We start from the raw sequence: 21743 nt of genomic DNA, 5'->3' as shown, positions 1-21743 counted from the left end.
CGGCCGGCCCGCGGTGCGGGCGGTGAACGGCCGGCGGCCCGCCCGGAACCCGACAGGCTCCGGGCGGGCCGCTCCGGCTCTCAGCTCGCGGGCAGCCGCCAGGTCTGCTGCGCGGAGCCCGCGCAGGTCCAGATCTGGAGCCTGGTGCCGTTCGCCGAACTCGCGCCCGTCGCGTCCAGGCACCGCCCCGACAGGGAGTTGACCAGGGTGCCGTCGGACCGCGGCGTCCACTTCTGTCCGGCCGAGGTGCTGCACACCTGGAGGACGACCGGGGTGCCGCTGGCGGTGCCGTCGCCGGACACCCCCATGCAGTCGCCGAGCGTCTGCAGCGTGCCGTCCAGGGCGACGGACCACTGCTGGGACACGCCCGTGCCGCAGGTGTTCAACTGCACCGGCGTACCGGCCGCGTTGGTGGATCCGGAGCCCGCCAGGTCCACGCACTTGCCGCCGATGCCCGTCACCCGTCCGGCAGGACCCGGTGCCGGCACCTGCCAGCGCTGGTTGTCCGAGCCCGCGCAGGCCCAGATCTGCAACGGCGTGCCGTTGGCCGAGCTGGGGCCGGTGGCGTCCAGACACGTGCCCGACTTCTTCGACACCAGCCCGTGGTCGGCGGCCTGCTGCCACTGCTGGGCGGACGAGCCGTCGCAGGCGGCGAGCACGGCACGGGTGCCGTTCGCGGTGCCGCCGCCGCTGAGGGCCAGGCACCTGCCGAGGACGCGCACCGTGCCGTCCGGGGCGAGGGTCCACTGCTGCGAGGTGCCGGTGCCGCAGGTGTTCAACTGCACCTGCGTGCCGGGCGCGTCGGTGGAGCCGGAGCCCGCGAGGTCGGCGCACTTGCCGCCGTAGCCGGCGATCCGGCCGGTGGGTCCCTGCACGGTGGGCAGCTGCCACACCTTGGCGTCGGTGACCGGACCGCAGTTCCACAGCCACATCAGCGCGCCCACGGCCGACGAGGTGTCCTTGACGTCCAGGCAGCGGCCGGACAGGTCGTTCACCACGCCGCCGTCGGGTCCCGCGTGCCACCGCTGCGCCGCCGAGCCGTCGCAGATCTCCAGTACCACCTGGGTCCCGTTGTCCGCGGTGCCGCCGCCCTCGGGCGTCATGCAGCGCGAGTCGAACAGGCGCAGCGTGCCGTCCTCGGCCACCGTCCACTGCTGGGACTCGGCGGTGCCGCAGGTGTTCAGCTGGAGCTGGGTGTCCGGCGCCGCGCTGGAGCCGGCCGAGTCGGCGCACATGCCGCCGATGCCGGTGAGGTGCCCGCGCGGCCCGGCGGGGACCGTGGGCGGATCGAACCGCTGACCGGTCACCGAGGCGTCACAGGCGCGGGTGACCAGGGGGGTGCCGTCCGCGGTCGCCGACCCGCGCACCTCGGCGCAGAGTCCGGAGGCCTGGTTGACCAGGGTGCGGCCGGAGCCCGCCCGCCACTGCTGGACCGCGGAGCCGTCGCAGGCCGCCAGCACCAGGGCGGTGCCGGGCGTCGAGCTGCGGCCCGCGGGCATCGCGCACTTGCCCTGCACCCACAGCGAACCGTCCCGGCCCGCGATCCACTGCTCGTCGGCGCTCCCGTCGCAGACGCCGGTCTGCACCGCGGTGCCGTTGGCCAGGCCGCCCGCGTGCCGCACACAGGTGCCGCCGACCGCCGCGAGGGTGCCGACGGGTCCGGCGGGCGCGGGGGAGACCGGGAAGTCCAGGCCGATCGACGTCCTGCCCAGGTGCCGGGGCAGCACCGCGGGCACGCCGCCCACCTGCTGGAAGGGGAGCGAGGTGACGGGGGCCGACTGGCGTTCGATCAGGTAGGCGTGCCCGGCGCGGGCGGGCAGGGTGAACTGCGAGCCGGCGGTGAACGGCACGACCGTGCTGCCGTCGGCGGCGTCCACCACCCCGGCCGGCTGACCGGGCCAGGGGTTGCGGGTGACGAAGGAGGCGTCCCGCCCGGCTTCGAGGACCACGGTCACCGGCGTGCCGCCGCGCGTCTGCACGTCCACCTTCGCGCCGTCGTGGACGGTCACCGTGCCGTCCACGTCCCAGTCCGCCGGGACGGCGGGGGCGATGCGCAGCACGTCGTCGTAGTCCTGCACGAGCGCCTCGTTCACCGCCGCGGCGATGACCCCGCCGCTCTCGCTGTACGGCTCGTTGCCGCGCAGCACGTTGTTGTTGGCGGCGAGACCGGAGGGGTACAGCTGGTTGGTCACGTTGTAGAGCAGCCCCTCCTCGACCGCGTCCGCCTTGCCGAGGCGGGCCGCCTGGAGGGCGTCGAAGCTCCAGTTCGCGTCGTTCGGGTACTGGCGGTGCTCGAAGGTCCGGTCGGCCAGCGTGTGCAGGTCACCCGAGTCGCCGATCAGGCCGTAGGGCCAGACCGGTTCCAGGTCCAGGTTCTCGGAGTTGTGCGTGGGCGCGGTCGGCTCGGCGGAGACGGCGATGACGTCGTCCCCGGAGGCGTCCGCGTCCGGGCCGAGGACCTTGGTGTGGGTCGCGGCGTCCGTGCGCGGCAGCGGCGGCAGCTTCTTCTGGACGGCCGTGAGCTGCGTGACGAGGTCCGCGTCGGTGCCGAGGGCCTTCGCCGCCGAGACCACCACGGGGAACAGCGCCTGCATCGCGGCGACGTCCGTGACGGGCTCCTTGACGTCCCACTGCGTCTCGTGCGCGTTGGCCCGGGTGTGCAGCAGGCCGTCGGTGCCGGTGGTGGCGTACGACAGCAGGAACCGGGCGCTGGAGCGCATCAACGGGTAGGCGTCCTGGAGGAACGCCAGGTCGCCGGTGGTCCGGTACTGCTGCCACAGCGCCAGGGAGACTTCCGCGCCGGTGCTGACCGTCTGCGCGTTGTACGAGGTCACGCTAGCCTCGCAGGAGGCGTTGCCGGTGCCGCCGTCGAAGTAGCCGTTGCCGTTGAAGCGCATCGTCTCCGGGACGCACGCGCCCGTGTGCCCGGGCATGTGGTCCTTCGTCCACGCCTCGATGGCGGCCAGGTTCGACGTGTAGAGCCGGTAGAACGGCGTGTTGAGCTGCCCGGCGCCCGAGGTGAGGTTGGCGGCGGCCTGCATCCGCAGGTTCCACCACCAATAGCTCGCCGGGGACCAGTCGTGCTTGTCGCGGGAGAAGGCGAACAGGTCCGCCACCCCCGCCTGGGTGCCCGGAAGGCTGCCCCGGTTGCTCGCCGCCGCCTGGTAGAGGTGGACCGTGCGCAGGTTCTCGACGTACGGCCCGGTGCCGTCCGCCGACTCGATCTTCATCGTCCCGGTCTTCGACCAGAAGTCGTGCCACCAGGCCAGGTGCGGATCGAGCAGGCTCGCGCCCGGCGCGGTGGCGTCGCCGCCGAGGTAGGACGTGGCCGCCGCGGTGGCGTCGCCGCCCGCCCAGTGGGGCGCGGCCACGACGACCCGGAAGCTGCCGTCGGCGGCGGGCTTGAACGACACCCGCACCGAGTCCCCGTCACGGACGGAGGACGTCACCTCGCGGCCCGAGGCCGTGATCGCGAGCAGACTGCCGTACGTGTCGCCGGTGCCGCCGGTGCCGGAGTCCTGCCAGGTCTCGGCGAGTGTGGCGAGCGGCCCCGACGCGGCGGCCGAGGGCGACCGCCCGTCCCACAGGTCCCCGTCCACCGTCTGCGGGGTGTCCGGATCCGCACCGGTGACGTCCACCACCAGCTCGTCGCGGTCCGCGCGGGTGTAGACGGTCGCCGTCATCCCGCCGCCGCTCTCCCTGAGCACCCCGTCGTACAGGTCGAGCCGGGCGGAGAAGTCGTCGGCCCCGGTCAGTGCCTTCAGCCCTGGGACGGACACCTGGCCGGGCGACTTGCGGTCCGGGAACGTGTCGGCGCGGTTGAGCTGGGCCGTGAACCCGTTCGCGGCCCAGACCGCGGCGCCCAGTACGCCGTTGCCCAGCGGCATCGACTCGGCCGGCTCGGTGCCGGGCCTGCCCAGCACCACGTCCGAGCGGCGCACGACACCGGCCCGGTCCACCTGGAAGGCGCCGTTCTGCCAGGCCGTCGTGGTGGTGGCGGCGGTCCGCGCGGTGGCGGTCCGGGCGCCGGCGGCCGTACCGGCGCCGGCGGCGGAGGCGGGCAGCAGGGCCGCCAGGACAAGGGCGGTCAGCGCGCCCGGCAGCAGAGCCGCCCGGAGTGCTCCGCGGGGCCGCCCTCGGGAGGCCTGTGTAATCTCTCTCACACCTCGTGCAACGTGTGCGTGCACGCCCGGGTTCACATCCGCCCCGCTGACGTCCGACACGTGCTGACCTGCGCGGGTACGTGCCGCCCGGCAGGACTGCTGCGTCATTTGACTGGGGGTGCCGCCCGCCCGGCGGGTCACGGTGCCCGGCCGCCGCCGAAATCGTGAGTCATCAGACGGATACCGTCCGGGCCACGGACGCCGATCCTCGGAGAGCGGCCCGGCACCGCGCGGACGGAGCCGGCCGGCGCCACCGCCGGCGCATCGCGTATCGAAGGGAACACCCATGGCGTTCATCACGGTCGGCCAGGAGAACACCACCGACATCGACCTGTACTACGAGGACCACGGCACCGGACAGCCGGTCGTCCTCATCCACGGATTCCCGCTCAGCGGCGCCTCCTGGGAGAAGCAGTCCGCGGCGCTGCTCGACGCCGGCTACCGCGTCATCACCTACGACCGCCGTGGTTTCGGGCAGTCCGGCCGCCCCACCACCGGTTACGACTACGACACCTTCGCCGCCGACCTGAACACGGTCATGGAGACGCTCGACCTGACGGACGCCGTCCTCGTCGGCTTCTCCATGGGCACCGGCGAGGTGGCCCGCTACGTCGGCACCTACGGCACCGCCCGGGTCGCCAAGGTGGCCTTCCTGGCCTCGCTGGAGCCCTGGCTGGTCAAGAACGAGGAGAACCCCGAGGGCGCGGCGCCCGCCGAGTTCTTCGAGGAGGTGTCCCGGACGGTGAAGGCCGACCGGTACGCCTACTACACCGAGTTCTACAAGGACTTCTACAACCTGGACGTCACCCTGGGCACCCGCATCAGCGAGGAGGCCGTGCGCAACAGCTGGAACGTGGCCGCGGGCGGCGGCGCGTACGCGGCCGCCGCCGCGCCGCTGACCTGGGGCACCGACTTCCGCGCCGACATCCCCAAGGTCGACGTCCCGGCCCTCATCCTGCACGGCACCGCCGACCGCATCCTGCCGGTCGAGGCCACCGCGCGGCCCTTCCACAAGGCGCTGCCCGCCGCCGACTACGTGGAGGTCGAGGGCGGCCCGCACGGCCTGCTGTGGACCCACGCCGCCGAGGTCAACGAGGCGCTGCTCGCCTTCCTCGCCAAGTAACCGGCGGACAGGGGGCGTTCCTCGCCGGCCGGCGGACAGGTCGTTCCCCGCCGGACCCTCGGCGGACAGGCAGCGGCGGGCCCGGCGCACGGCCGGGCCGGCCGCTCCCTCCCCGCCACGTGCGGACGGACCGCTCGGTGGTGCGCCGCCCCGGGGCCGTACGGCGGCCCCTTCAGACAGCAAGCACACATTCGTCAGCAGTGCGGCTGGCGCGGTGCGCGCCCCCGATCGGCGCGCGCTCCCCCCGGACGGAGAAGGAACAGCACATGTCCAAGGTCTGGTTCGTCACCGGCGGATCCCGCGGTCTGGGCCGCGCGATCGTCGAGGTCGCCCTGGAGGCCGGTGACCGCGTGGTCGCCACGGCCCGTGACACCGCACGGTTCGACGACCTCGTCACCCGGTACGGCGAACGGGTGCTGCCCGTTCCGCTGGACGTCGCGCGCAACGACGAGGTGGTCCGGGCGGTCCGGCAGGGCCTGGAGCACTTCGGCCGGCTCGACGTCGTGGTCAACAACGCCGGCTACGCCGACATGGCCTCCGTCGAGGACGTCACGCTGGAGGACTTCCGCGCGCAGATCGACACCGACTTCTACGGGGTCGTGCACGTCACCAAGGCCGTACTCCCGGTCCTGCGCGAACAGGGCTCCGGCCACATCATCCAGGTCTCCTCGGTCGGCGCCCGGGTCACCACTCCCGGACTGGCCGCCTACCAGAGCGCGAAGTGGGCGGTCAGCGGGTTCTCCACGGTCCTGGCGCAGGAGGTCGCGCCGCTCGGCATCAAGGTCACCGCCCTGGAACCCGGCGGCATGAACACCGACTGGGCCGGGTCGTCCATGACCGTCCCGCCGGTCAGCGAGCCCTACCGGCAGACGGTGGGCGCCTTCCTCGACATGCTCCGCTCCGGGGAGGCCGCCTCGCACCTGCCGTCCTCCGAGCCGCGCCGCGTCGCCGAGATCGTCCGGGACCTGGCCGGGCGCGAGGACGCCCCGGTGCGTCTCCTGCTGGGCGCGGACGCCGCCCATGTGGCCGAGAGCAACGCCCGGGACCTGGCGGCCAGCGACGCGCGCTGGCACGACGTCACCGTCTCCGCCGCCCACTGAGGTCCTGGCCGGCCGTTCGCTGGGATCGCGACCGGCCGTTCGCCGGGGTTTCGACCGGTCGCCCGCTGAGGCCGCGACCGGCCGGCTCACCCGCGGCGGCTCGGCGGGCGGTGCCGGCCGGTGACGGTGGCGGCCGGCGGGTGGTGCTGCCCGGCGGGAGCGCCCGGCCGTCGCACGCGCCTCCCGGATCCCAGGGCCGCCGTGCCGCGCGACCGGCTCGCCCAGGGCCACATCGCAGGCGGCGGCGCCCCCTCCTCGCAGGTCGGCCGTCTCACCCGTGGCCGCCTCGTCCGTGGCCGTCGCTCTGGGGGCCGGCCTTGTCCGTGGCCTTCACTCTCCGGGCCGTCTTGTGGCCTTCACTCTCCGAGCCGTCCTGTCCGTGGCAGTTCCGCCGCGCCCGCCGTCCGCCGCTCTCCTGACTGGGTGTCACGCCCCTGACCCCGTCCGCTGCTCCCCCGACTCTCCGCACCGGTGCTGACTCCGTCCGCCGGTGCGGACGTGTCTCCACCCCCGGGATCCCTCTCATGCGAGGGCACCGTCCCGGCCGTGTGCCCGCGGCCGTCCGAGTCCGTGCAGGTAGGTGCTGACCACCACGTCGGCGGCCCGGGCGGCGCTGAGGTGCGTCTGCCGGCGGGCGGCCAGCTGGATCAGCTCGGGCAGCAGCGGCCCGGCCCATCCGTCGGGCTGGTCGGGACGGAGGAGGCCTTCGTCGGTGGCGCGGTGCAGGAAGGCGTCGACCTCCTGGACCGAGCGGTCGCGGCGTTCGCGTATGCCGTCGTCGGCGAGCATGCGGGTGAGGTCGACGGGCCAGGTGCGGTTGACGGTGATGATGTTCTCGACGTAGCGGTGCAGGGCGACGGCGACGGGGGCCTCGCGCAGCCGGGCGTCCTCGATGGCGTTCTCGATGGCTTCCAGGCGGGACAGGTGGATGGCCGCGAGGAGTTCTTCGCGTGAGGCGAAGCGCCGGTAGACGGTGCGCCGGTCGACCCCGGCCTCGGCGGCGATGCTCGCGATGCTCGCGGCGGGGTCGGCGGCGAGCATCCGCGCCCCGGTGGTCAGGACGGCTTCCAGGTTGCGTGCTGCGTCGGCTCTCATTCCCTAAAAGTACCTCTAGTGAGGACTCTGATCCCTTGATTCGTCACTCTTATGCGCTGTTAACGAGAAGAAGTGCTACAGTCTAGTGACAGATAAGCGATCGACCGCAGGATCCCCGATCTCGCGGTTACCAGAAGGAGCGGATTGTGATGATCACGTACGACCGGCTGTTCGTGGCGGGTTCCTGGACCGAGCCGAGCGACCCGGAGCTGCTGGAGATCCTGTCGCCGCACGACCGGTCGGTGATCGGGCGGGCGGCGCAGGCGCGGCCGGCGGACGTGGACCGTGCGGTGGCGGCGGCCCGGGCCTCCTTCGACGCGGGTGTCTGGTCGACGGTGGCGCCCGCGGAGCGGGTGGCGGTGCTGCGCCGGTTCAACGCGCTGCGGGAGGAGAACGCGGAGCGGATCGCCGAGCTGATCTCCATGGAGAACGGATCGGCGCTGTGGTTCACCCGGGCGGGCCAGCCGGGCCTGACGCGGCAGGCCAACGCGTACCTGAAGGCGGCCGAGGAGTTCGGCTGGGAGGAGACGCTCACGCCGTCGGACCCCGCCTCCCCGTTCCGCAGCGTGGTGCGCAGGGAAGCGGTGGGCGTGGTGGCGGCGGTGATCCCGTGGAACTCGCCGTTCTCCTCGGCCACCTCGAAGATCATCCCGGCGCTGCTGGCGGGCAACTCGGTGGTCCTGAAGGTGTCGCCGGAGAACTCGCTGAGCATGGGCTTCCTGGCCGAACTGCTGGAGCGGGTCGGGCTGCCGGAAGGCGTGGTCAGCGTGCTGCCCGCCGACCGGGAGACCAGCGAGTACCTCGTCTCGCACCCGGACGTCGACAAGATCGCGTTCACCGGCTCGACGCGGGCCGGGCGCCGGATCGCCTCCATCGCCGGTGAGCAGCTCAAGCGGGTCTCCCTGGAGCTGGGCGGCAAGTCGGCCGCGGTGATCCTGCCGGACGCCGACATCGCCAAGGCGGTCGCGGGCGTGAAGTTCTCCTCGCTGCTCAACAACGGCGAGTCCTGCATCGCGCAGACCCGCATCCTGGCCCCCCGCGAGCGCTACGAGGAGGTCGTGGCCGGCCTCAAGGAGCTGGTGGAGTCCCTCCCGGTGGGCGACCCGAACGACCCGGACACCTTCATCGGCCCGATGATCCGCCCCGACCAGCAGCAGCGGGTGCGCGACTACATCCAGATCGGCATCGAGGAGGGCGCCCGCCTGGTCACCGGCGGCCCGCAGATCCCCGAGGGCCTGGAGAAGGGCAACTACGTCACCCCGACCCTCTTCGCCGACGTCGACAACTCCATGCGCATCGCGCAGGAGGAGGTCTTCGGCCCGGTCCTGGTCGTCATCGCCTACGACGACGAGGACGAGGCCGTCCGCATCGCCAACGACTCCGAGTACGGCCTGTCCGGTGGCGTCTGGTCCTCCGACGAGGCCCACGCCCTGGCCGTGGCACGGCGGATCCGGACCGGAACCGTCACCGTCAACGGCGCCTCGATCGGCTTCGACGGCCCCTTCGGCGGCTTCAAGGCCAGCGGCATCGGCCGCGAGTACGGCGCCGTGGGCCTCGGCACCTACACCGAGTACAAGACCGTCACCGTCTGACCCGTCCGGGACACCCGCGGCGCCTTCCCGGACCCCCTGCGGCGCGCGGCCGGACCGGACGACACCTCCGGCCGCGCGCCCCTCACACCTCTCCGGTCCCTCACACCTTTCCGGTCCCCACACCTCCCCGGCCCTCACCCCTTTCCCCTCCGTCCCCCTTTCCGCTCCCTCCCCGAAAGATCCTCCGATGTCCAAGGCACAGCAATCGCCCGCCCCGAGAACCCGCGGTGTCGCCGCGGCCATGAGCGCCCTCATCCTCGCGGTCCTCCTCGCCGCCCTCGACCAGACCATCGTCTCGACCGCACTGCCCCGGATAGCCGAGGACCTGAACGGGTTCGACGACATCGCGTGGGTGAGCGCCGCCTACCTGCTGGCGTCCACCGCGGTCACCCCGCTGTGGGGCAAGCTCGGCGACATGTTCGGGCGCAAGCGCCTGTACCTGGCCTCCACCTCGGTCTTCCTGATCGCCTCCGTGGCCTGCGGTCTGGCGCAGAACCTGCCCGAGCTGATCGCGGCGCGCGCACTTCAGGGCGTGGGCGGCGGCGGCATGATCGTGCTGACCTTCGCGCTCGTCGGTGACATCGTCGCGCCCGGCGAACGCGGCCGGTACCAGGGCATGTTCGGCTCCGTCTACGGTGTCGCGAGCATCGTCGGACCGCTGCTCGGCGGCATCTTCACCGACCAGCTGTCCTGGCGGTGGGCCTTCCTGATCAACCTGCCCATCGGTGTGGTCGCCCTGGTCATCGCGGCGCGGGTGCTGCCCGCCGGCACCAGGGGAGCCAGGGCCCGCATCGACTACCTCGGTTCGCTGGTCCTGGCCGCCATCGCCACCGGCATCGTCCTCGTCACCTCCTTCGGTGAACGCTGGGGCTGGACCTCGCCGGCCATCCTCGGCCTGATCCTCGCCACGGCCGCCCTGGCCGCGGTCCTGGTCCCCGTCGAACGGCGTGCCGCCGCCCCGGTCCTGCCGGTGACCATGCTCACCTCCCGTACCGTGGTGTTCTCCTCGCTGATCGGTTTCGTGGCCAACGCCGCCATGTTCAGCGTGCTGGTCTACCTGCCGACCTACCTCCAGGTCGTCGACGGCGTCTCGGCCACCCTGTCGGGTGTGCACCTGCTGCCGCTGGTCGCCGGCCTGGTCGTCAGCCAGTCCCTCGCCGGCCGCTGGGCCGCCCACGCCGGACGCCTGCGCCTGATCCTGGTCTCCGGTCTGCTCGTCAACCTCGCCGGGCTGCTCCTGCTGGGCACCATCGGCGCCGCGACCGGCACCGCCCTGCTCAGCGTCTACTTCCTGATCACCGGCGTCGGCATGGGCATGGTCCCGATGGTCGTCCTGACCACGGTGCAGAACACGGTCCCGGCCGCCGACCTCGGCGCGGCGAGCGCCGTCGTCACCTTCGCCCGGTCCATCGGCGCGGCCTTCGGCGTAGCCGTCTTCGGAACGCTGCTCTCCACCGGCTTCGCCCACGGCGCCCGCGCCCTGCCCACCGGCGGCGGTTTCGACCCGTCCCGCCCGGACACCATCGCCCACCTCCCCGCCGCGCTGCGCGACACCGCCCTGGACGCCTTCGCCCACGCGACGAGCACCGGATTCCTGTGGATCGCGCCCACCCTCGCGGTCGGGACCGTCCTCGCGCTCGCGCTCAAGCGGTCCCGGGACACCGCGGTCCCGGCGGCGGGCAGCGCCCCCGCCGAGAACGCCGACGACCGGGTGGCGGTCTCCTGAACGGACGGACACGCCCCCTGACGACAGCACGGCACGGCAAGCGGGACCGGACCCTCGGGTCCGGTCCCGCTGCCGTGGAGGGATCAGGACGCGGCGCCCTGGGACCGCCTGCCGGTGCGGGCGATCAGCCACATCAGGTAGGGGGCTCCGACCGCGGCGGTCAGGACGCCGACGGGAAGCTCCACCGGGTGGAAGAGGCGGCGGGCCAGCAGGTCGGCGACCACGACGACGAGCGCGCCCGTCAACGCCGAGGACACCAGCGGGATCTGGGAGGTCCGGGTGAGCCTGCGGGCGATCTGCGGGGCGAGCAGGGCCACGAAGTCGACGGGGCCGGTGGCACCGGTCGCGACGGAGGTCAGGACCACGCCGAGCGCGGTGAGCCCGAGCCGGACCGCGTTCAGGCGGATGCCGAGCGCGCGGGCGGTGTCGTCGCTCAGCGCAGCGCCGCGCTGGGCGCGGGCCGCCCACACCACCGCCGGGACGGAGCAGAGCAGGACCAGGGCGAGCGGCGCGGCCTGGTCGTAGCCCCGGCTGTTGAGCGAACCCGTCAGCCAGACCTTCGCCTGCTGGGCCACCACGACATCGCCCTTGGTGAGCACCAGCTGGGTCAGCGAGCCGAGCGCCACCGACACCCCGATGCCGATGAGCACGAAGCGCGAGGCGTGCAGCCCGCGCCGCCACGCGAAGACGTACACCAGCAGCGCGGCGCCGAGCCCGCCCGCGACGGAGACGTAGGGCAGCGCGTCGTACCGGACGAGGCCGAAGCTCATCGCGGTCACCGTGGCCAGTCCCGCCCCGTGGGTGACGCCGATGACGTCGGGGCTGGCCAGCGGATTGCGCGCGACCGTCTGGATCGTCGCGCCCGCGATGCCGAACGCGGCGCCCGCGAGCAGGCCGACGACGAGGCGGGGCAGCCGCAGCGTGCCGACGACGAGTTCGTCGGGGCTGGGCTGCCCGAGCACGACGCGGATCACCTCGCGCGGTGCGGTGAACGACTCACCCGTGCACAGGTACGCCACCGCCGCGCACGCCAGCAGGGCGGCGAGGCCGGCCGCGACGAGGGCCGCCCGGCGGTGCACGAGGACGCTGGCGCGCCGCGCGCGCAGCACGGCGTGTCCGGCCGGGGCGAAGGAGGCCGGTCGGGTGCGGTTCACGCGGCCACCGCCGCACGGCGTCGTACGAGGGCGATGAGGAACGGCACGCCGATCACCGCGGTCATGACGGCCACGGGGACCTCCGAAGGGGGGAAGACGATACGGCCCAGCACGTCGGAGCAGAGCAGCATCACCGGCCCGAGCAGGGCCGACAGCGGCAGCACCCAGCGGTGCGAGCTGCCGACCAGGGCGCGGGCCAGGTGCGGGACGGCGAGGCCGGTGAAGGCGATCGGGCCGACCGCCGCCACCGCGGCGCCGGTCAGCACGGTGGCCGCCAGTGCGCCCAGGGCGCGCACCCGGACCACGCGGTGGCCCAGCGCGCGGGCCGCCTCGTCACCGAGGGCCAGGGCGTCCAGACCGCGGGCGAGCACGGCCACCAGCACCGCACCGGCCAGCAGGAAGGGCCAGACCTCGGAGACGACCTCGCCGCCGCGCCCGTCGAGTGAACCGACCTGCCAGAAGCGGAACTCGTCCATGACATGGGCCCGGGTGGTGGCGACCGCGGAGACCACCGAGGCGAGGAAGGCGTTCATCGCGGCGCCCGCGAGCGCCAGTTTGACGGGGCTCGCCCCGCCCCGGCCGCCGCTGGCGACGGCGTAGACGGCCACGGCCGCCACCACCGCGCCCGCGAACGCGAACCAGACGTAGCCGCCCGTGGTGCGCACGCCGAAGAAGGCGATCGCGCACACCACCCCGGCCGCGGCGCCCTGGCTGACGCCGAGGACACCGGGTTCGGCGATCGGGTTGCGGGTGACGCCCTGCATCACCGTCCCGGCGAGGGCGAGCGCGACGCCCACCAGGACGCCGAGGACCGTGCGGGGCACCCGCAGCGCCCGGACCACCTGCGCGTCGTCGCTGGTGCCGCCGTGCAGCAGTGCCTGGAACACCGTCGCGGGGGCGATCTGCCGGCTGCCGACCGCGAGGCTCAGCAGGACGGCGCCCAGCAGCATGACCGTCCCGGCCAGCAGCCAGGCCGCTCGGCGGCGGTTGGGGGGCGACATGGGCCGCGCTCACTCTCTCTCGTCAGCGGTGCTTCACCGGCGGTCTCTCGTCGGCGGCCTGCTGCCCGGTGGTACCGGCCGCCGGCGGCTCAGCCGGTGGTGGTCTCAGCCGGGGCGGTCCGCGCCTTCGTCCGGCTCAGGCCGTCAGGTGCTTCTGGAGGTCGTCCAGGACCGAGTCGGCGGCCGTGACACCCAGTCCGAGGTACCAGGTCTCGTCCGGTACGTCGTAGGCGTGGCCCGCCTGGACCGCCTTGAGGTTCTTCCACAGCGGGTTGCCCCGGGCCTTGCTGCGGGACGTGGCGTCCGGGTTGCCGTAGACCCCGCTGAAGATGTAGTCGGCGTCGGCCTTGTCGATGTTCTCGGCGCTGATCTCGGCGGCGAGGTCGGCGATGTCCTGGTTCTTCGGACGCGGAACGCCGACGTCCTTCAGGATCGTGCCGATGAACGAGTCGTTGCCGTACAGCCGGATCACACCGTTGGGCATGTAACGCACCATGGACACGGTCGGCTTGTCGGCGCCGAGCTTGTCACCCAGGGCCTTGGCCCGCTTCTCGTAGGCGGCCAGGGCGGCCTTGGCCTGGGCGGTGCGGTCCAGGGCCGCGGCGTTCAGGAGGTAGTTCTGCTTCCAGGTGAAGCCGGGCCGGATGGAGAAGACGGTGGGCGCGATCTTCGACAGCTCGTCGTAGGAGTCGGCGGCACGCAGTCGGCTGCCCAGGATGAGGTCCGGCTTGAGGGCCGCGATGGCCTCCAGGTTGAGGCTGTTGATGGTGCCGACGCTCTTCGGCGAGCCCGCCCCCTTCAGGTACGAGGGCAGGTGCGGGGACCCTTCGGTGTACGCCACGCCGACCGGCTGGACGCCGAGGGAGACCACGTTGTCCAGCTCGCCGACGTCCAGGACGACCACCCGCTCGGGGCGCTTCGCGAGTTCGGTGGTGCCCATCGCGTGCTTGATGGTGCGCGGCCACTGACCGGGCTTGGCGTCCGTGCCCAGTGCGGCGGTCTTCTCGGCCGCGCTGCCGAAGTCCTTGCCGCCCTTGGCCACCGACTTCGATCCTCCGCCCCCGGTGCTCGAGGAGCTGGAGGAGGAGTTCTCCCCGCCGGAGGAGCCGCTGCCGCACGCGGAGACCGACAGTGCGGCGACGACAGCGAGGGCGACGGCGACGGGGGCGCGGCGGCGAAGGGACATGTGCACTCCGATGAGGACGGGTGAGCAGTAAGTAAGGATAGGCTCACCTTACAGGACCTTCCGGGTCTGCCATGAGGTGCCTGTGCCCTCTCACCTGCACACCTGCCCTCCCTGGTGCCGTTATGCGCCGTGCTTCGTCCAACTTCCCCTGGAACGACTGGAGTTCATGGCCGGTCGGCCGGCCGGCCCGGCGGGCCCGGTGACATCGCGTCCGGGCCCACCGGGGCGTCCGGGACTCAGGCCTTGGCCGGTTCCGGCTGGGCCTGGGCCTGGGTCTGGGCCTTGACGGCCGGGGCCTGCTCGGCGGCGTCGTTCGCCGTGTAGAAGACCGACGTGCCCTGCTTGGTGCGGTGGGCGTGGTTCTTGGCCACCAGCCCTTCCAGGGTGGTGCGCACGACGGTGGTCTTGATGCCACGGTCGGGGTGCGCCTGACCGAGGGCGGTGGCGACCTCCGCCGCCGAGCGCGGCTCCTTCTGCTCGCCGAGGTGACGGCGGACCAGTTCGACCAGCGTGGGCTGACCGGCGGCGGACTTGGCGGCCGTGGACTTCTCGGCCGTCTGCTTGCCGGCCGTGGTGGCCTTGCCCGCGGTGGCCTTGGCCGCGGCCGGCTTGGCGGCGGCGGACTTCTCGGCCGTCGCGGACTTGGTGACCGTCGCGGACTTGGCGGCTGCCGCGGGCTTCTCGGCCGCCGTGGACTTGGCTGCTGCCGTGGCCTTCTCGGCCGTCGCCGGCTTCTTGCTCGCGGCTGCCGTGTCAGCGGTGGCCTTCTTGGCCGTCGCCGGCTTCTTGCCCGCCGCCGGCTTGGCGGCGGACTTGGCCGTACCCGTCTTGGCCGAGCCCGTCTTTGCCGCACCGGTCTTGGCGGCGCCGGACTTGGCCGTAGCGGCCTTGGCGGTGGCCGTCTTGGCGGTGGCCGCCTTCGGGGTGGCCGTCTTGGCGGCGGCGCCGGCCTTGGCCGTGGCCGGCTTGGCCGCGGCGGACTTGGCGGTGCTCTTGCGGCGGGGCGCGGGCACCGTGCCGGTGTTCGTGCCCGCGCTCGCCCCGGTGTTCGCGGCAGGCGCCGCGGCCGGCGCCTGCGCCTGCTGCGCCGCGGACGTGCCGTTCTGGGCGAGTGCCTGCCGCATGTTGACCAGCACGTCGTGGTCACGCCGCAGGACCGACAACTGCTCCTGCAGCGAGGCGATCTCGCCGCTGACGCGCTCCTGCTCCTTGAGGTTTCGCTCCAGGTCACCGGTCACCTGGGCGGTGTACTGCGATGCCAGATCGCGTGAAGCGGTGGGTTCAGGCATGGTGTTGGCCTCTTCTCGTGTTGCCCCGGTCGGCTGGGACGCCACTTGGCGTCGAATTGTGGATTATGGGCCATGTGGCTGGTGGCAGCGTAGTGGATGGTGCGAGGAGTGGCCTTTCACAGTTGACGGGACGCCTCCCGCGGGAGGTGTCTCGACCGTTCCCCGTGCGAGGGTGAACATGCCTTCCGGCGGCCTGTGGTCAGGACGGACCGGCGGTGTCCTGCCGGTGTTCCACCGCACCGCGCGGCGCCGGGACGGACGCCTTCGCTGTGTCCTGACGTGTGGGTTCCGCGGGCCCCTCGGGGCCCCGCGCGCGGACCAGGCGCAGCGCCAGCGGCTCGGTCCAACGGGCGGTCAGCGGGCCCATGATGACGAGGATCAGCACATACGCGGTGGCCAGCGGGCCGAGCGAGGCCTCGGTCCCCGCGGTGACGGCGAGCCCGGCGATGACGATGGAGAACTCACCGCGCGCGACCAGCGTGCCGCCCGCCCGCCAGCGGCCCTTCACCGAGACACCCGCCCGCTTGGCCGCCCAGTAACCCGTGGCGATCTTCGTCAGGGTGGTCACGGCCGCCAGCGCGAGGGCGGGCAGGAGGACCGGCGGGATGTCCGCCGGGTCGGTGTGCAGGCCGAAGAAGACGAAGAACACCGCCGCGAACAGGTCGCGCAGGGGCGCGAGCAGATGGTGCGCGCCCTCGGCGACCTCACCCGACAGGGCGATGCCGACCAGGAACGCCCCCACGGCGGCGGAGACCTGGAGCTGCTGGGCGACACCGGCGACCAGCAGGGTCAGGCCCAGCACGACCAGCAGCAGCTTCTCCGGGTCGTCACTGGAGACGAACCGGGAGATGTGCCGGCCGAAGCGCACCGCGAGCAGCAGCACCAGCCCGGCGACCCCGAGGGCGATGGCCAGGGTGACACTGCCCGCCGCCAGACCGCTGCCCGCGAGCAGCGCCGTCACGATCGGCAGGTACACGGCCATGGACAGGTCCTCGAGGACGAGGATGCTCAGCACCACGGGTGTCTCGCGGTTGCCGAGCCGGCCCAGGTCGCCCAGCACTTTGGCGATGACGCCGGAGGAGCTGACCCAGGTGACACCGGCGAGCACCACGGCCGCCACGGGGCCCCAGCCCAGCAGCAGCGCCATGAGGGCACCGGGCAGCGCGTTGAGCGTGGCGTCGACGAGACCGGCCGGGTACTGGGTCTTCAGGTTGGAGACCAGGTCGCTGGCCGTGTACTCCAGACCGAGCATGAGCAGCAGCAGGATGACGCCGATCTCGGCGCCGATCGCGACGAACTCCTCACTGGCCCCGAGCGGCAGCAGCCCGCCCTCCCCGAAGGCCAGCCCGGCCAGCAGGTACAGCGGGATGGGTGAGAAGCGCAGCCGCCCGGCGAACCGGCCGAGCAGTCCGAGTCCGAGGAGGATCGCGCCGAACTCGATGAGGAAGACAGCGGTCGAGTGCATGTGCTCACTCCCGCCCGAGTATTCCGGCGGCGGCGTCCACGCCTTCCAGGGTGCCGATGACGATCAGCACGTCACCGCCGGCGAGCCGGAAGTCGGGGCCGGGGGAGGGCACCGCCTCGGCCCGGCGCAGCACGGCCACGATGGACACCCCGGTCCGGGTGCGCATCTGCGTGTCGCCGAGCACTCTGCCGTTCCAGTACGAGGTGGCGGACAGTGTGATCCGCTCGGCCACCAGCCCCAGTTCGGTGGTCGACAGCAGGTTCGGACTGTGGTGCGTCGGCATCAGCGCGTCGATGAGGCTCTCCGACTCGCCCGGTGTCAGCCGTACCGACAGCGCGCACGCGTCGGCGTCGTCCTCCCGGTACGCGCTGAGCGTCCGGGTGCCGTCCCGGTGGGCCACCACCGACAGGCGGCGTTGCTCGCGGGTCGTCAGGTCGTAGCGCATGCCGATGCCCGGCAGCGGTGTGTTGCTCATGCGTGCAGCTCCCACGCTCGTCTCCCTCGCTGGTCCCATGCGGCTTGACTATTTCTTTGCCAACCGCCCGGGACACCCTAACGACCGGCTCCGCCGCGCGGCGAGGCCGGTCGCCGCGCGCCGGAGGACCCGGGCGGGGGAGCGGGGGGAGGGAAGCGGGGGAGCGGGGGCGAGGACGTGCTCGGCCGGACTCTCAGGCGTTCGGGTCGAACGGGATGCCCGCGGGCATGGAGTGGGCGAGTGCGTACGCGAAGTCGCCGTCCCTGATCTTGATGGTGGCCGCGCCGAAGTCCGCGCCCATCAGCTTGTCGCGGAAGCCCGCGGGGTAGCCGTTCCACCCGACCAGCCGCGGGTAGAACCAGCCGCCCGTGACGTTCTCCGGGGGTTCGTCGTTGCTCCCGGCGAACCGGAAGCAGTGCGTGGAGATGCCGTCCTTGTGGTAGACGATCTTGGGGTGGGTGCCGTCGAACCGCACCGACGAGGCGGACGCCACCTGGTAACCGGAGTGCTGGGACACGGAGACGTACTTGACCTGGTTGTCGTTGATCCAGACCACGACGTGCTCCCAGTCGTGCGTGTGCCCGATCGCGGCCGGGCCGAGGGTGGCCTGGTCCTTCTCGAAGTAGCTGGCGTACATGACCGCGCACCAGCCCTGGTCGCACTTCTCCCGCGAGTAGGTGTTGGCGTTGGCCAGTTGGGCGTAGTCGTGGCAGTGGCCGTTGACGTCACCGCCCAGCCGCAGCCCCGGATTGAGGGTGCCGTCCGCACCGATGGCGGCCGTGGCGTAGCAGCCGTCGCCGTCGTAGTCGTAGGCGGGCGAGAAGGTCTGTTCGAGGCCGTCGGCGTTCTGCGGCAGCAGCGTGAGGACGGCGGCGTCGGCGTGCGCGGGGAACACCAGGGAGACCAGGGTCAGCACACCGAGCAGGGACAGGAGCGGGACGCACCGTCGGCGCATGAGGGGATTCCTCCCAACTGGCAGGAAGGGCAGGTGAGTTGGTGCCCCATCAAGCTGGCACAGGGCGGGGGGAGGTGCAAGGGTGCCCGGACGCTCCGGCGCGCCGGGCGGTGCGCGGGCGCTTAAGGTTTCTCCTGAAGCATGTTTGTATGGCACATGTTTGTGTCAGGTGTCCGCGTACTCCCAGCAGAAGGAACATGCACATGACTTCGTCACCCCCCGCCTTTCCGGCCGACCGTACGGCCGGATGCCCCTTCGACCCGCCCGCGCTGTACACGGAACTGCGGCAGCGGGAGGCTCCCGCGCGGGTGCGCATCTGGGACGGGAGCACCCCGTGGCTGGTCACCCGCCACGACGACCAGCGCGCGGTGTTAGCCGATCCCCGCTTCAGCGCCGACCCCTCCCGGCCCGGCTTCCCCTCGCCGAGCGCGGGTTTCAAGGCCCAGGGAGCCGCGGAGATCCAGGCGTTCGTCACCCAGGACGACCCCGAGCACGCGCGTCAGCGGCGGATGCTGGCCGGGCACTTCACCGTCCGGCGGGTGACCGCGCTGGCACCCCGGATCCAGGAGATCATCGACGGCCTGCTGGACCGCATGGAGGCGGCGGGCCCTCCGGCCGACCTGGTCGAGGACTTCGCGCTGCCGATGCCCTCCCTGGTCATCGGGGAACTGCTCGGGGTGCCCCCCGAGGACCAGCCGCTGTTCCAGGACGCGGCCCGCGCGATGATCGCCCGGGACAGCACCGTCGACGAGTTCACCGCCGCCCGCGCTCAACTCGCCGCCTATTTGGGTGAGTTGATTGCCTCCAAGGAGCGGTCGCCCGGCGACGACCTGCTGAGTTCCCTGGTGGTGGAACGGGTGCGCGGCGGCGAACTCGACTCCGCCCTCCTCGTGGAGATCGCCGTGTCCCTGCTGGTCGCCGGGCACGAGACGACCGCCAACATGACGGCGCTCGGCACCCTCGTGCTCCTCGGCGACCCCGCCCGGCTCGCCGTCGTCCGCGACAGCCGCGACCCCGCCCGGGTGGCGTCCGCCGTCGAGGAACTGCTGCGGTACCTCACCATCACGCACAGCGGACTGGCCCGCGTCGCCACCGAGGACGTCGAGGTCGGCGGCCGGCTGGTCCGTGCCGGTGAGGGAGTGATCCTGGCCAACGCCGCCGGCAACCGTGACGCGGCCGTCTTCACCGACCCCGACCGCTTCGACCCGGCCCGCGCCGACGTCCGCAGGCACCTCGCCTTCGGACACGGCGTCCACCAGTGCCTCGGACAGAACCTGGCCCGCACCGAACTGCAACTCGCCTACCCCGCACTGCTGCGCCGGTTCCCGGACCTGCGCGTCGCGGTGCCCGACGACGCCGTCGCGTTCAAACACGACATGCTCATCTACGGCGTCCACGAACTGCCGGTCACCTGGTGACGAGGCCCCCGCACGGAAAGGAACACATGCACCACCCCCGCACCCCCCACCAGGACCGCTCCGCGCCCGCCGGTCCGCCCGTACCCTTCGACCCCGAACTGGCCGCCTTCCTGGACGGCCCCGCCGTTCCCCCCGGCGCCGAGCCGTCCTCACCCGCCGACGTCCCCCGCTGGCGGGCCCTGCTCGCAGGCACCTCGCCCGACCCCACGGACGAGGAACTGAGCGACGGCGGCGCCTTCGACGTGCACGAGCGGCGCGTGCCCGGCCCCGCGGGAGCCCCCGGCGTCCCGCTGCTCATCGCCCGCCCCGCCTCCCTGCGCGAGGGCGCCCCCGTCGTCTACCACCTGCACGGCGGCGGCATGATCGGCGGGACGCACCGCACCGGACTCGCGGGCGTGCTCGGCGAATGGGCGGCGCCGCTGGGCGCGGTGGTGGTCTCCGCCGGGTACCGGCTCGCGCCGGAGCACCCCTACCCGGCCGGCGTGGAGGACTGCTACGCGGGCCTGGAATGGGTGGCCCGGCACATCGACGGGTTCGGTGGCGACCCGCGGCGGATCGTGGTGGCCGGAGGCAGCGCGGGCGGCGGACTCGCCACCGCCGTCGCCCTCATGGCCCGTGACCGCGGCGGTCCCGCCCTCGCCGGTGTCCTCGCCATGTGCCCCATGCTCGACGACCGCAACGACACGCACTCCGCCCGCCAGATGACCGGCCGCGGCGTGTGGGACCGGCACGCCAACGACGTCGGCTGGGCCTGTCTGCTGGGCGAGACCCGGGGCACCCCCGGCGTCCCGCCCTACGCGGCGCCCGCCCGCGCCACCGATTTCGCAGGGCTGCCGCCCTTCTACATCGACGCGGGCGCGGCCGAGACCTACCGTGACGAGGACGTGGCTCTGGCGGCGTCCCTCTGGCGGGCCGGCGGCGACGCCGAACTGCACGTCTGGTCGGGCGGCTTCCACGGCTTCGACCAGATCGCCCCGGACACCGCCGTCTCCCGGGACGCCCGCGCGGCCCGCGTGCGCTGGCTGCGCCGCGTCCTGGCACGCTGACCCGCCCGGGCGGCGTGCGCGGGGCCGAGTGCGGGGGCCGCGCGGTCGGGCTCCGTGCCCGGGTTGCGTACGCGGACTCCGTGTCCGGTCAGGACTTCAGCGCGTAGAAGTGCATCGGTGAGTTCGGACGGAAACCGATGCGCGGGTAGACGGGCGCGCCGGCGGCCGTCGCGTGCAGGGTGGCGCGGGTCAGGCCGGTGGCCCGCGCCCCCTCGTGCAGCGCCTTGCGGGTCACCGCCTCGCCGTAGCCGCGGCGCTGCCGGCGGGGGTCCGTGGCGACCAGCGCCACGAACAGCCGGCCGTCGGCCTCCACCGCCGCCGCGCACGCCACCGGCACTCCGTCGCGCAGCGCCAGGTACGCGTACGCGTCGTCCTTCCACAGCCTGGAGCCGAGGAGCCCGTCGCGGCCGTCCTCCAGCGGGAAGCCGTAGGCCCGCGAGTTGAGGTCCGCGTACGCCCGGAGCTGGTCGTCCGTGGTCACCCGTGCGAAGGTCAGGTCGGGGTGGACCGGATCGGGCAGGGGCAGGACGTCCCCGGCCATCCCCGTACCGGGGAAGGCGGGTGCGAGCCCGGCCCGCCCGGCCGCCGCCGGCAGCGCCTGCCGGGCACCCTCGTCGAGCAGGTCCTCGAAGACCCACAGGAAGCCCGGGTGCTCCTTGCCCCGCATGACGTCCGCAGCCCGGCCCAGCCGCTCCGCCAGGAGGTCCGCGTCCGCGCCGACGTCCGTCAGCGTGACGCAGTTCCAGAAGGCGAACCGGCAGTCCGCCCAGCGCACGGCGATCCCGGGTAAGTCCCGTACGTCCGCCTCCGGATCGCGGTCGAGCACCATCATGCGCCACACCGCCGCGAGCTGCTCCATGGATTCGACCGACTCGGCGAGATCCGCCACTGCCCCACTCCCTTGCCTCGACGTGCGGGAATCGTCCGAGTACAACACGGCCACCGCCCGCGCCGC

16 protein-coding genes are annotated in these 21743 nt (G+C 73.0%); 6 read left to right on the top strand and 10 right to left on the bottom strand.

Annotation, left to right across the window (positions count from 1 at the left end):
* Positions 1-80: 80 nt before the first annotated feature.
* The gene (locus AC6I72_RS35040; RefSeq protein WP_498005510.1) at positions 81-4163 is read right to left on the bottom strand and encodes an RICIN domain-containing protein; all 4083 of its coding nucleotides are present in this window, start codon (positions 4161-4163) and stop codon (positions 81-83) included.
* 286 nt (positions 4164-4449) lie between these two features.
* On the opposite strand from AC6I72_RS35040, the gene AC6I72_RS35035 reads away from it, so the two are divergent.
* Positions 4450-5286, top strand: a complete 837-nt coding sequence (locus tag AC6I72_RS35035) for an alpha/beta fold hydrolase (RefSeq protein ID WP_498005509.1) — start codon at positions 4450-4452, stop codon at positions 5284-5286.
* Positions 5287-5552: 266 nt separating this feature from the next.
* The gene (locus tag AC6I72_RS35030; protein ID WP_498005506.1) at positions 5553-6386 is read left to right on the top strand and encodes an SDR family NAD(P)-dependent oxidoreductase; all 834 of its coding nucleotides are present in this window, start codon (positions 5553-5555) and stop codon (positions 6384-6386) included.
* 522 nt (positions 6387-6908) lie between these two features.
* Here AC6I72_RS35030 and AC6I72_RS35025 read toward each other — a convergent pair.
* Positions 6909-7427, bottom strand: coding sequence for a TetR/AcrR family transcriptional regulator (locus tag AC6I72_RS35025; protein WP_498006441.1), 519 nt, complete (start codon positions 7425-7427; stop codon positions 6909-6911).
* Positions 7428-7630: 203 nt separating this feature from the next.
* Between AC6I72_RS35025 and AC6I72_RS35020 the strand changes: the two genes are divergently transcribed.
* Entirely contained in the window at positions 7631-9073 is a 1443-nt protein-coding gene (locus tag AC6I72_RS35020; protein ID WP_498005504.1) for an aldehyde dehydrogenase, read from the top strand.
* Between the two features lie 187 nt (positions 9074-9260).
* A complete protein-coding gene (locus tag AC6I72_RS35015; protein WP_498005502.1) occupies positions 9261-10799 on the top strand; it encodes an MDR family MFS transporter in 1539 nt (512 codons plus the stop codon).
* Between the two features lie 83 nt (positions 10800-10882).
* Here AC6I72_RS35015 and AC6I72_RS35010 read toward each other — a convergent pair whose 3' ends face one another.
* From AC6I72_RS35010 to AC6I72_RS34980, 7 genes are all read right to left on the bottom strand, one after another.
* The gene (locus AC6I72_RS35010; RefSeq protein ID WP_498005501.1) at positions 10883-11953 is read right to left on the bottom strand and encodes a FecCD family ABC transporter permease; all 1071 of its coding nucleotides are present in this window, start codon (positions 11951-11953) and stop codon (positions 10883-10885) included.
* The gene (locus AC6I72_RS35005; RefSeq protein WP_498005500.1) at positions 11950-12954 is read right to left on the bottom strand and encodes a FecCD family ABC transporter permease; all 1005 of its coding nucleotides are present in this window, start codon (positions 12952-12954) and stop codon (positions 11950-11952) included. Before AC6I72_RS35005 ends, AC6I72_RS35010 begins: the two co-directional genes overlap by 4 nt.
* A gap of 136 nt (positions 12955-13090) precedes the next feature.
* Positions 13091-14140, bottom strand: coding sequence for an ABC transporter substrate-binding protein (locus AC6I72_RS35000; protein ID WP_498005498.1), 1050 nt, complete (start codon positions 14138-14140; stop codon positions 13091-13093).
* A 236-nt stretch (positions 14141-14376) separates the two neighbouring features.
* The gene (locus AC6I72_RS34995) at positions 14377-15429 is read right to left on the bottom strand and encodes a BlaI/MecI/CopY family transcriptional regulator (protein ID WP_498005496.1); all 1053 of its coding nucleotides are present in this window, start codon (positions 15427-15429) and stop codon (positions 14377-14379) included.
* Between the two features lie 199 nt (positions 15430-15628).
* Entirely contained in the window at positions 15629-16894 is a 1266-nt protein-coding gene (locus AC6I72_RS34990) for a cation:proton antiporter (protein ID WP_498005494.1), read from the bottom strand.
* 4 nt (positions 16895-16898) lie between these two features.
* Positions 16899-17369: a cation:proton antiporter regulatory subunit gene (locus AC6I72_RS34985; protein ID WP_498005492.1), complete on the bottom strand. Its 471-nt coding sequence runs from the start codon at positions 17367-17369 to the stop codon at positions 16899-16901.
* A gap of 193 nt (positions 17370-17562) precedes the next feature.
* On the bottom strand, positions 17563-18324 hold the full coding sequence (locus AC6I72_RS34980) for an NPP1 family protein (protein WP_498005491.1): 762 nt from the start codon (positions 18322-18324) through the stop codon (positions 17563-17565).
* 203 nt (positions 18325-18527) lie between these two features.
* Between AC6I72_RS34980 and AC6I72_RS34975 the strand changes: the two genes are divergently transcribed.
* Entirely contained in the window at positions 18528-19742 is a 1215-nt protein-coding gene (locus tag AC6I72_RS34975) for a cytochrome P450 (RefSeq protein ID WP_498005489.1), read from the top strand.
* Positions 19743-19768: 26 nt separating this feature from the next.
* A complete protein-coding gene (locus AC6I72_RS34970; protein WP_498005487.1) occupies positions 19769-20788 on the top strand; it encodes an alpha/beta hydrolase in 1020 nt (339 codons plus the stop codon).
* A gap of 88 nt (positions 20789-20876) precedes the next feature.
* On the opposite strand, the gene AC6I72_RS34965 is transcribed toward AC6I72_RS34970, so the two are convergent.
* The gene (locus AC6I72_RS34965; protein ID WP_498005485.1) at positions 20877-21677 is read right to left on the bottom strand and encodes a GNAT family N-acetyltransferase; all 801 of its coding nucleotides are present in this window, start codon (positions 21675-21677) and stop codon (positions 20877-20879) included.
* Positions 21678-21743: the final 66 nt, after the last annotated feature.

The sequence above is a fragment of the Streptomyces sp. Xyl84 genome, from assembly GCF_059731885.1.
Note: the sequence above shows the minus strand (reverse complement) of the source record. Positions and strands in the feature narration are given on the sequence as shown.

Excerpts from the sequence above, each read along its gene's own strand:
- AC6I72_RS35035 (WP_498005509.1), top strand. The coding sequence starts at position 4,450 with ATGGCGTTCATCACGGTCGGCCAGGAGAACACCACCGACATCGACCTG.
- AC6I72_RS35030 (WP_498005506.1), top strand. The coding sequence starts at position 5,553 with ATGTCCAAGGTCTGGTTCGTCACCGGCGGATCCCGCGGTCTGGGCCGC.
- AC6I72_RS35025 (WP_498006441.1), bottom strand. The coding sequence starts at position 7,427 with ATGCTCGCCGCCGACCCCGCCGCGAGCATCGCGAGCATCGCCGCCGAG.
- AC6I72_RS35020 (WP_498005504.1), top strand. The coding sequence starts at position 7,631 with ATGATCACGTACGACCGGCTGTTCGTGGCGGGTTCCTGGACCGAGCCG.
- AC6I72_RS35015 (WP_498005502.1), top strand. The coding sequence starts at position 9,261 with ATGTCCAAGGCACAGCAATCGCCCGCCCCGAGAACCCGCGGTGTCGCC.
- AC6I72_RS35005 (WP_498005500.1), bottom strand. The coding sequence starts at position 12,954 with ATGTCGCCCCCCAACCGCCGCCGAGCGGCCTGGCTGCTGGCCGGGACG.
- AC6I72_RS35000 (WP_498005498.1), bottom strand. The coding sequence starts at position 14,140 with ATGTCCCTTCGCCGCCGCGCCCCCGTCGCCGTCGCCCTCGCTGTCGTC.
- AC6I72_RS34995 (WP_498005496.1), bottom strand. The coding sequence starts at position 15,429 with ATGCCTGAACCCACCGCTTCACGCGATCTGGCATCGCAGTACACCGCC.
- AC6I72_RS34990 (WP_498005494.1), bottom strand. The coding sequence starts at position 16,894 with ATGCACTCGACCGCTGTCTTCCTCATCGAGTTCGGCGCGATCCTCCTC.
- AC6I72_RS34985 (WP_498005492.1), bottom strand. The coding sequence starts at position 17,369 with ATGAGCAACACACCGCTGCCGGGCATCGGCATGCGCTACGACCTGACG.
- AC6I72_RS34980 (WP_498005491.1), bottom strand. The coding sequence starts at position 18,324 with ATGCGCCGACGGTGCGTCCCGCTCCTGTCCCTGCTCGGTGTGCTGACC.
- AC6I72_RS34975 (WP_498005489.1), top strand. The coding sequence starts at position 18,528 with ATGACTTCGTCACCCCCCGCCTTTCCGGCCGACCGTACGGCCGGATGC.
- AC6I72_RS34970 (WP_498005487.1), top strand. The coding sequence starts at position 19,769 with ATGCACCACCCCCGCACCCCCCACCAGGACCGCTCCGCGCCCGCCGGT.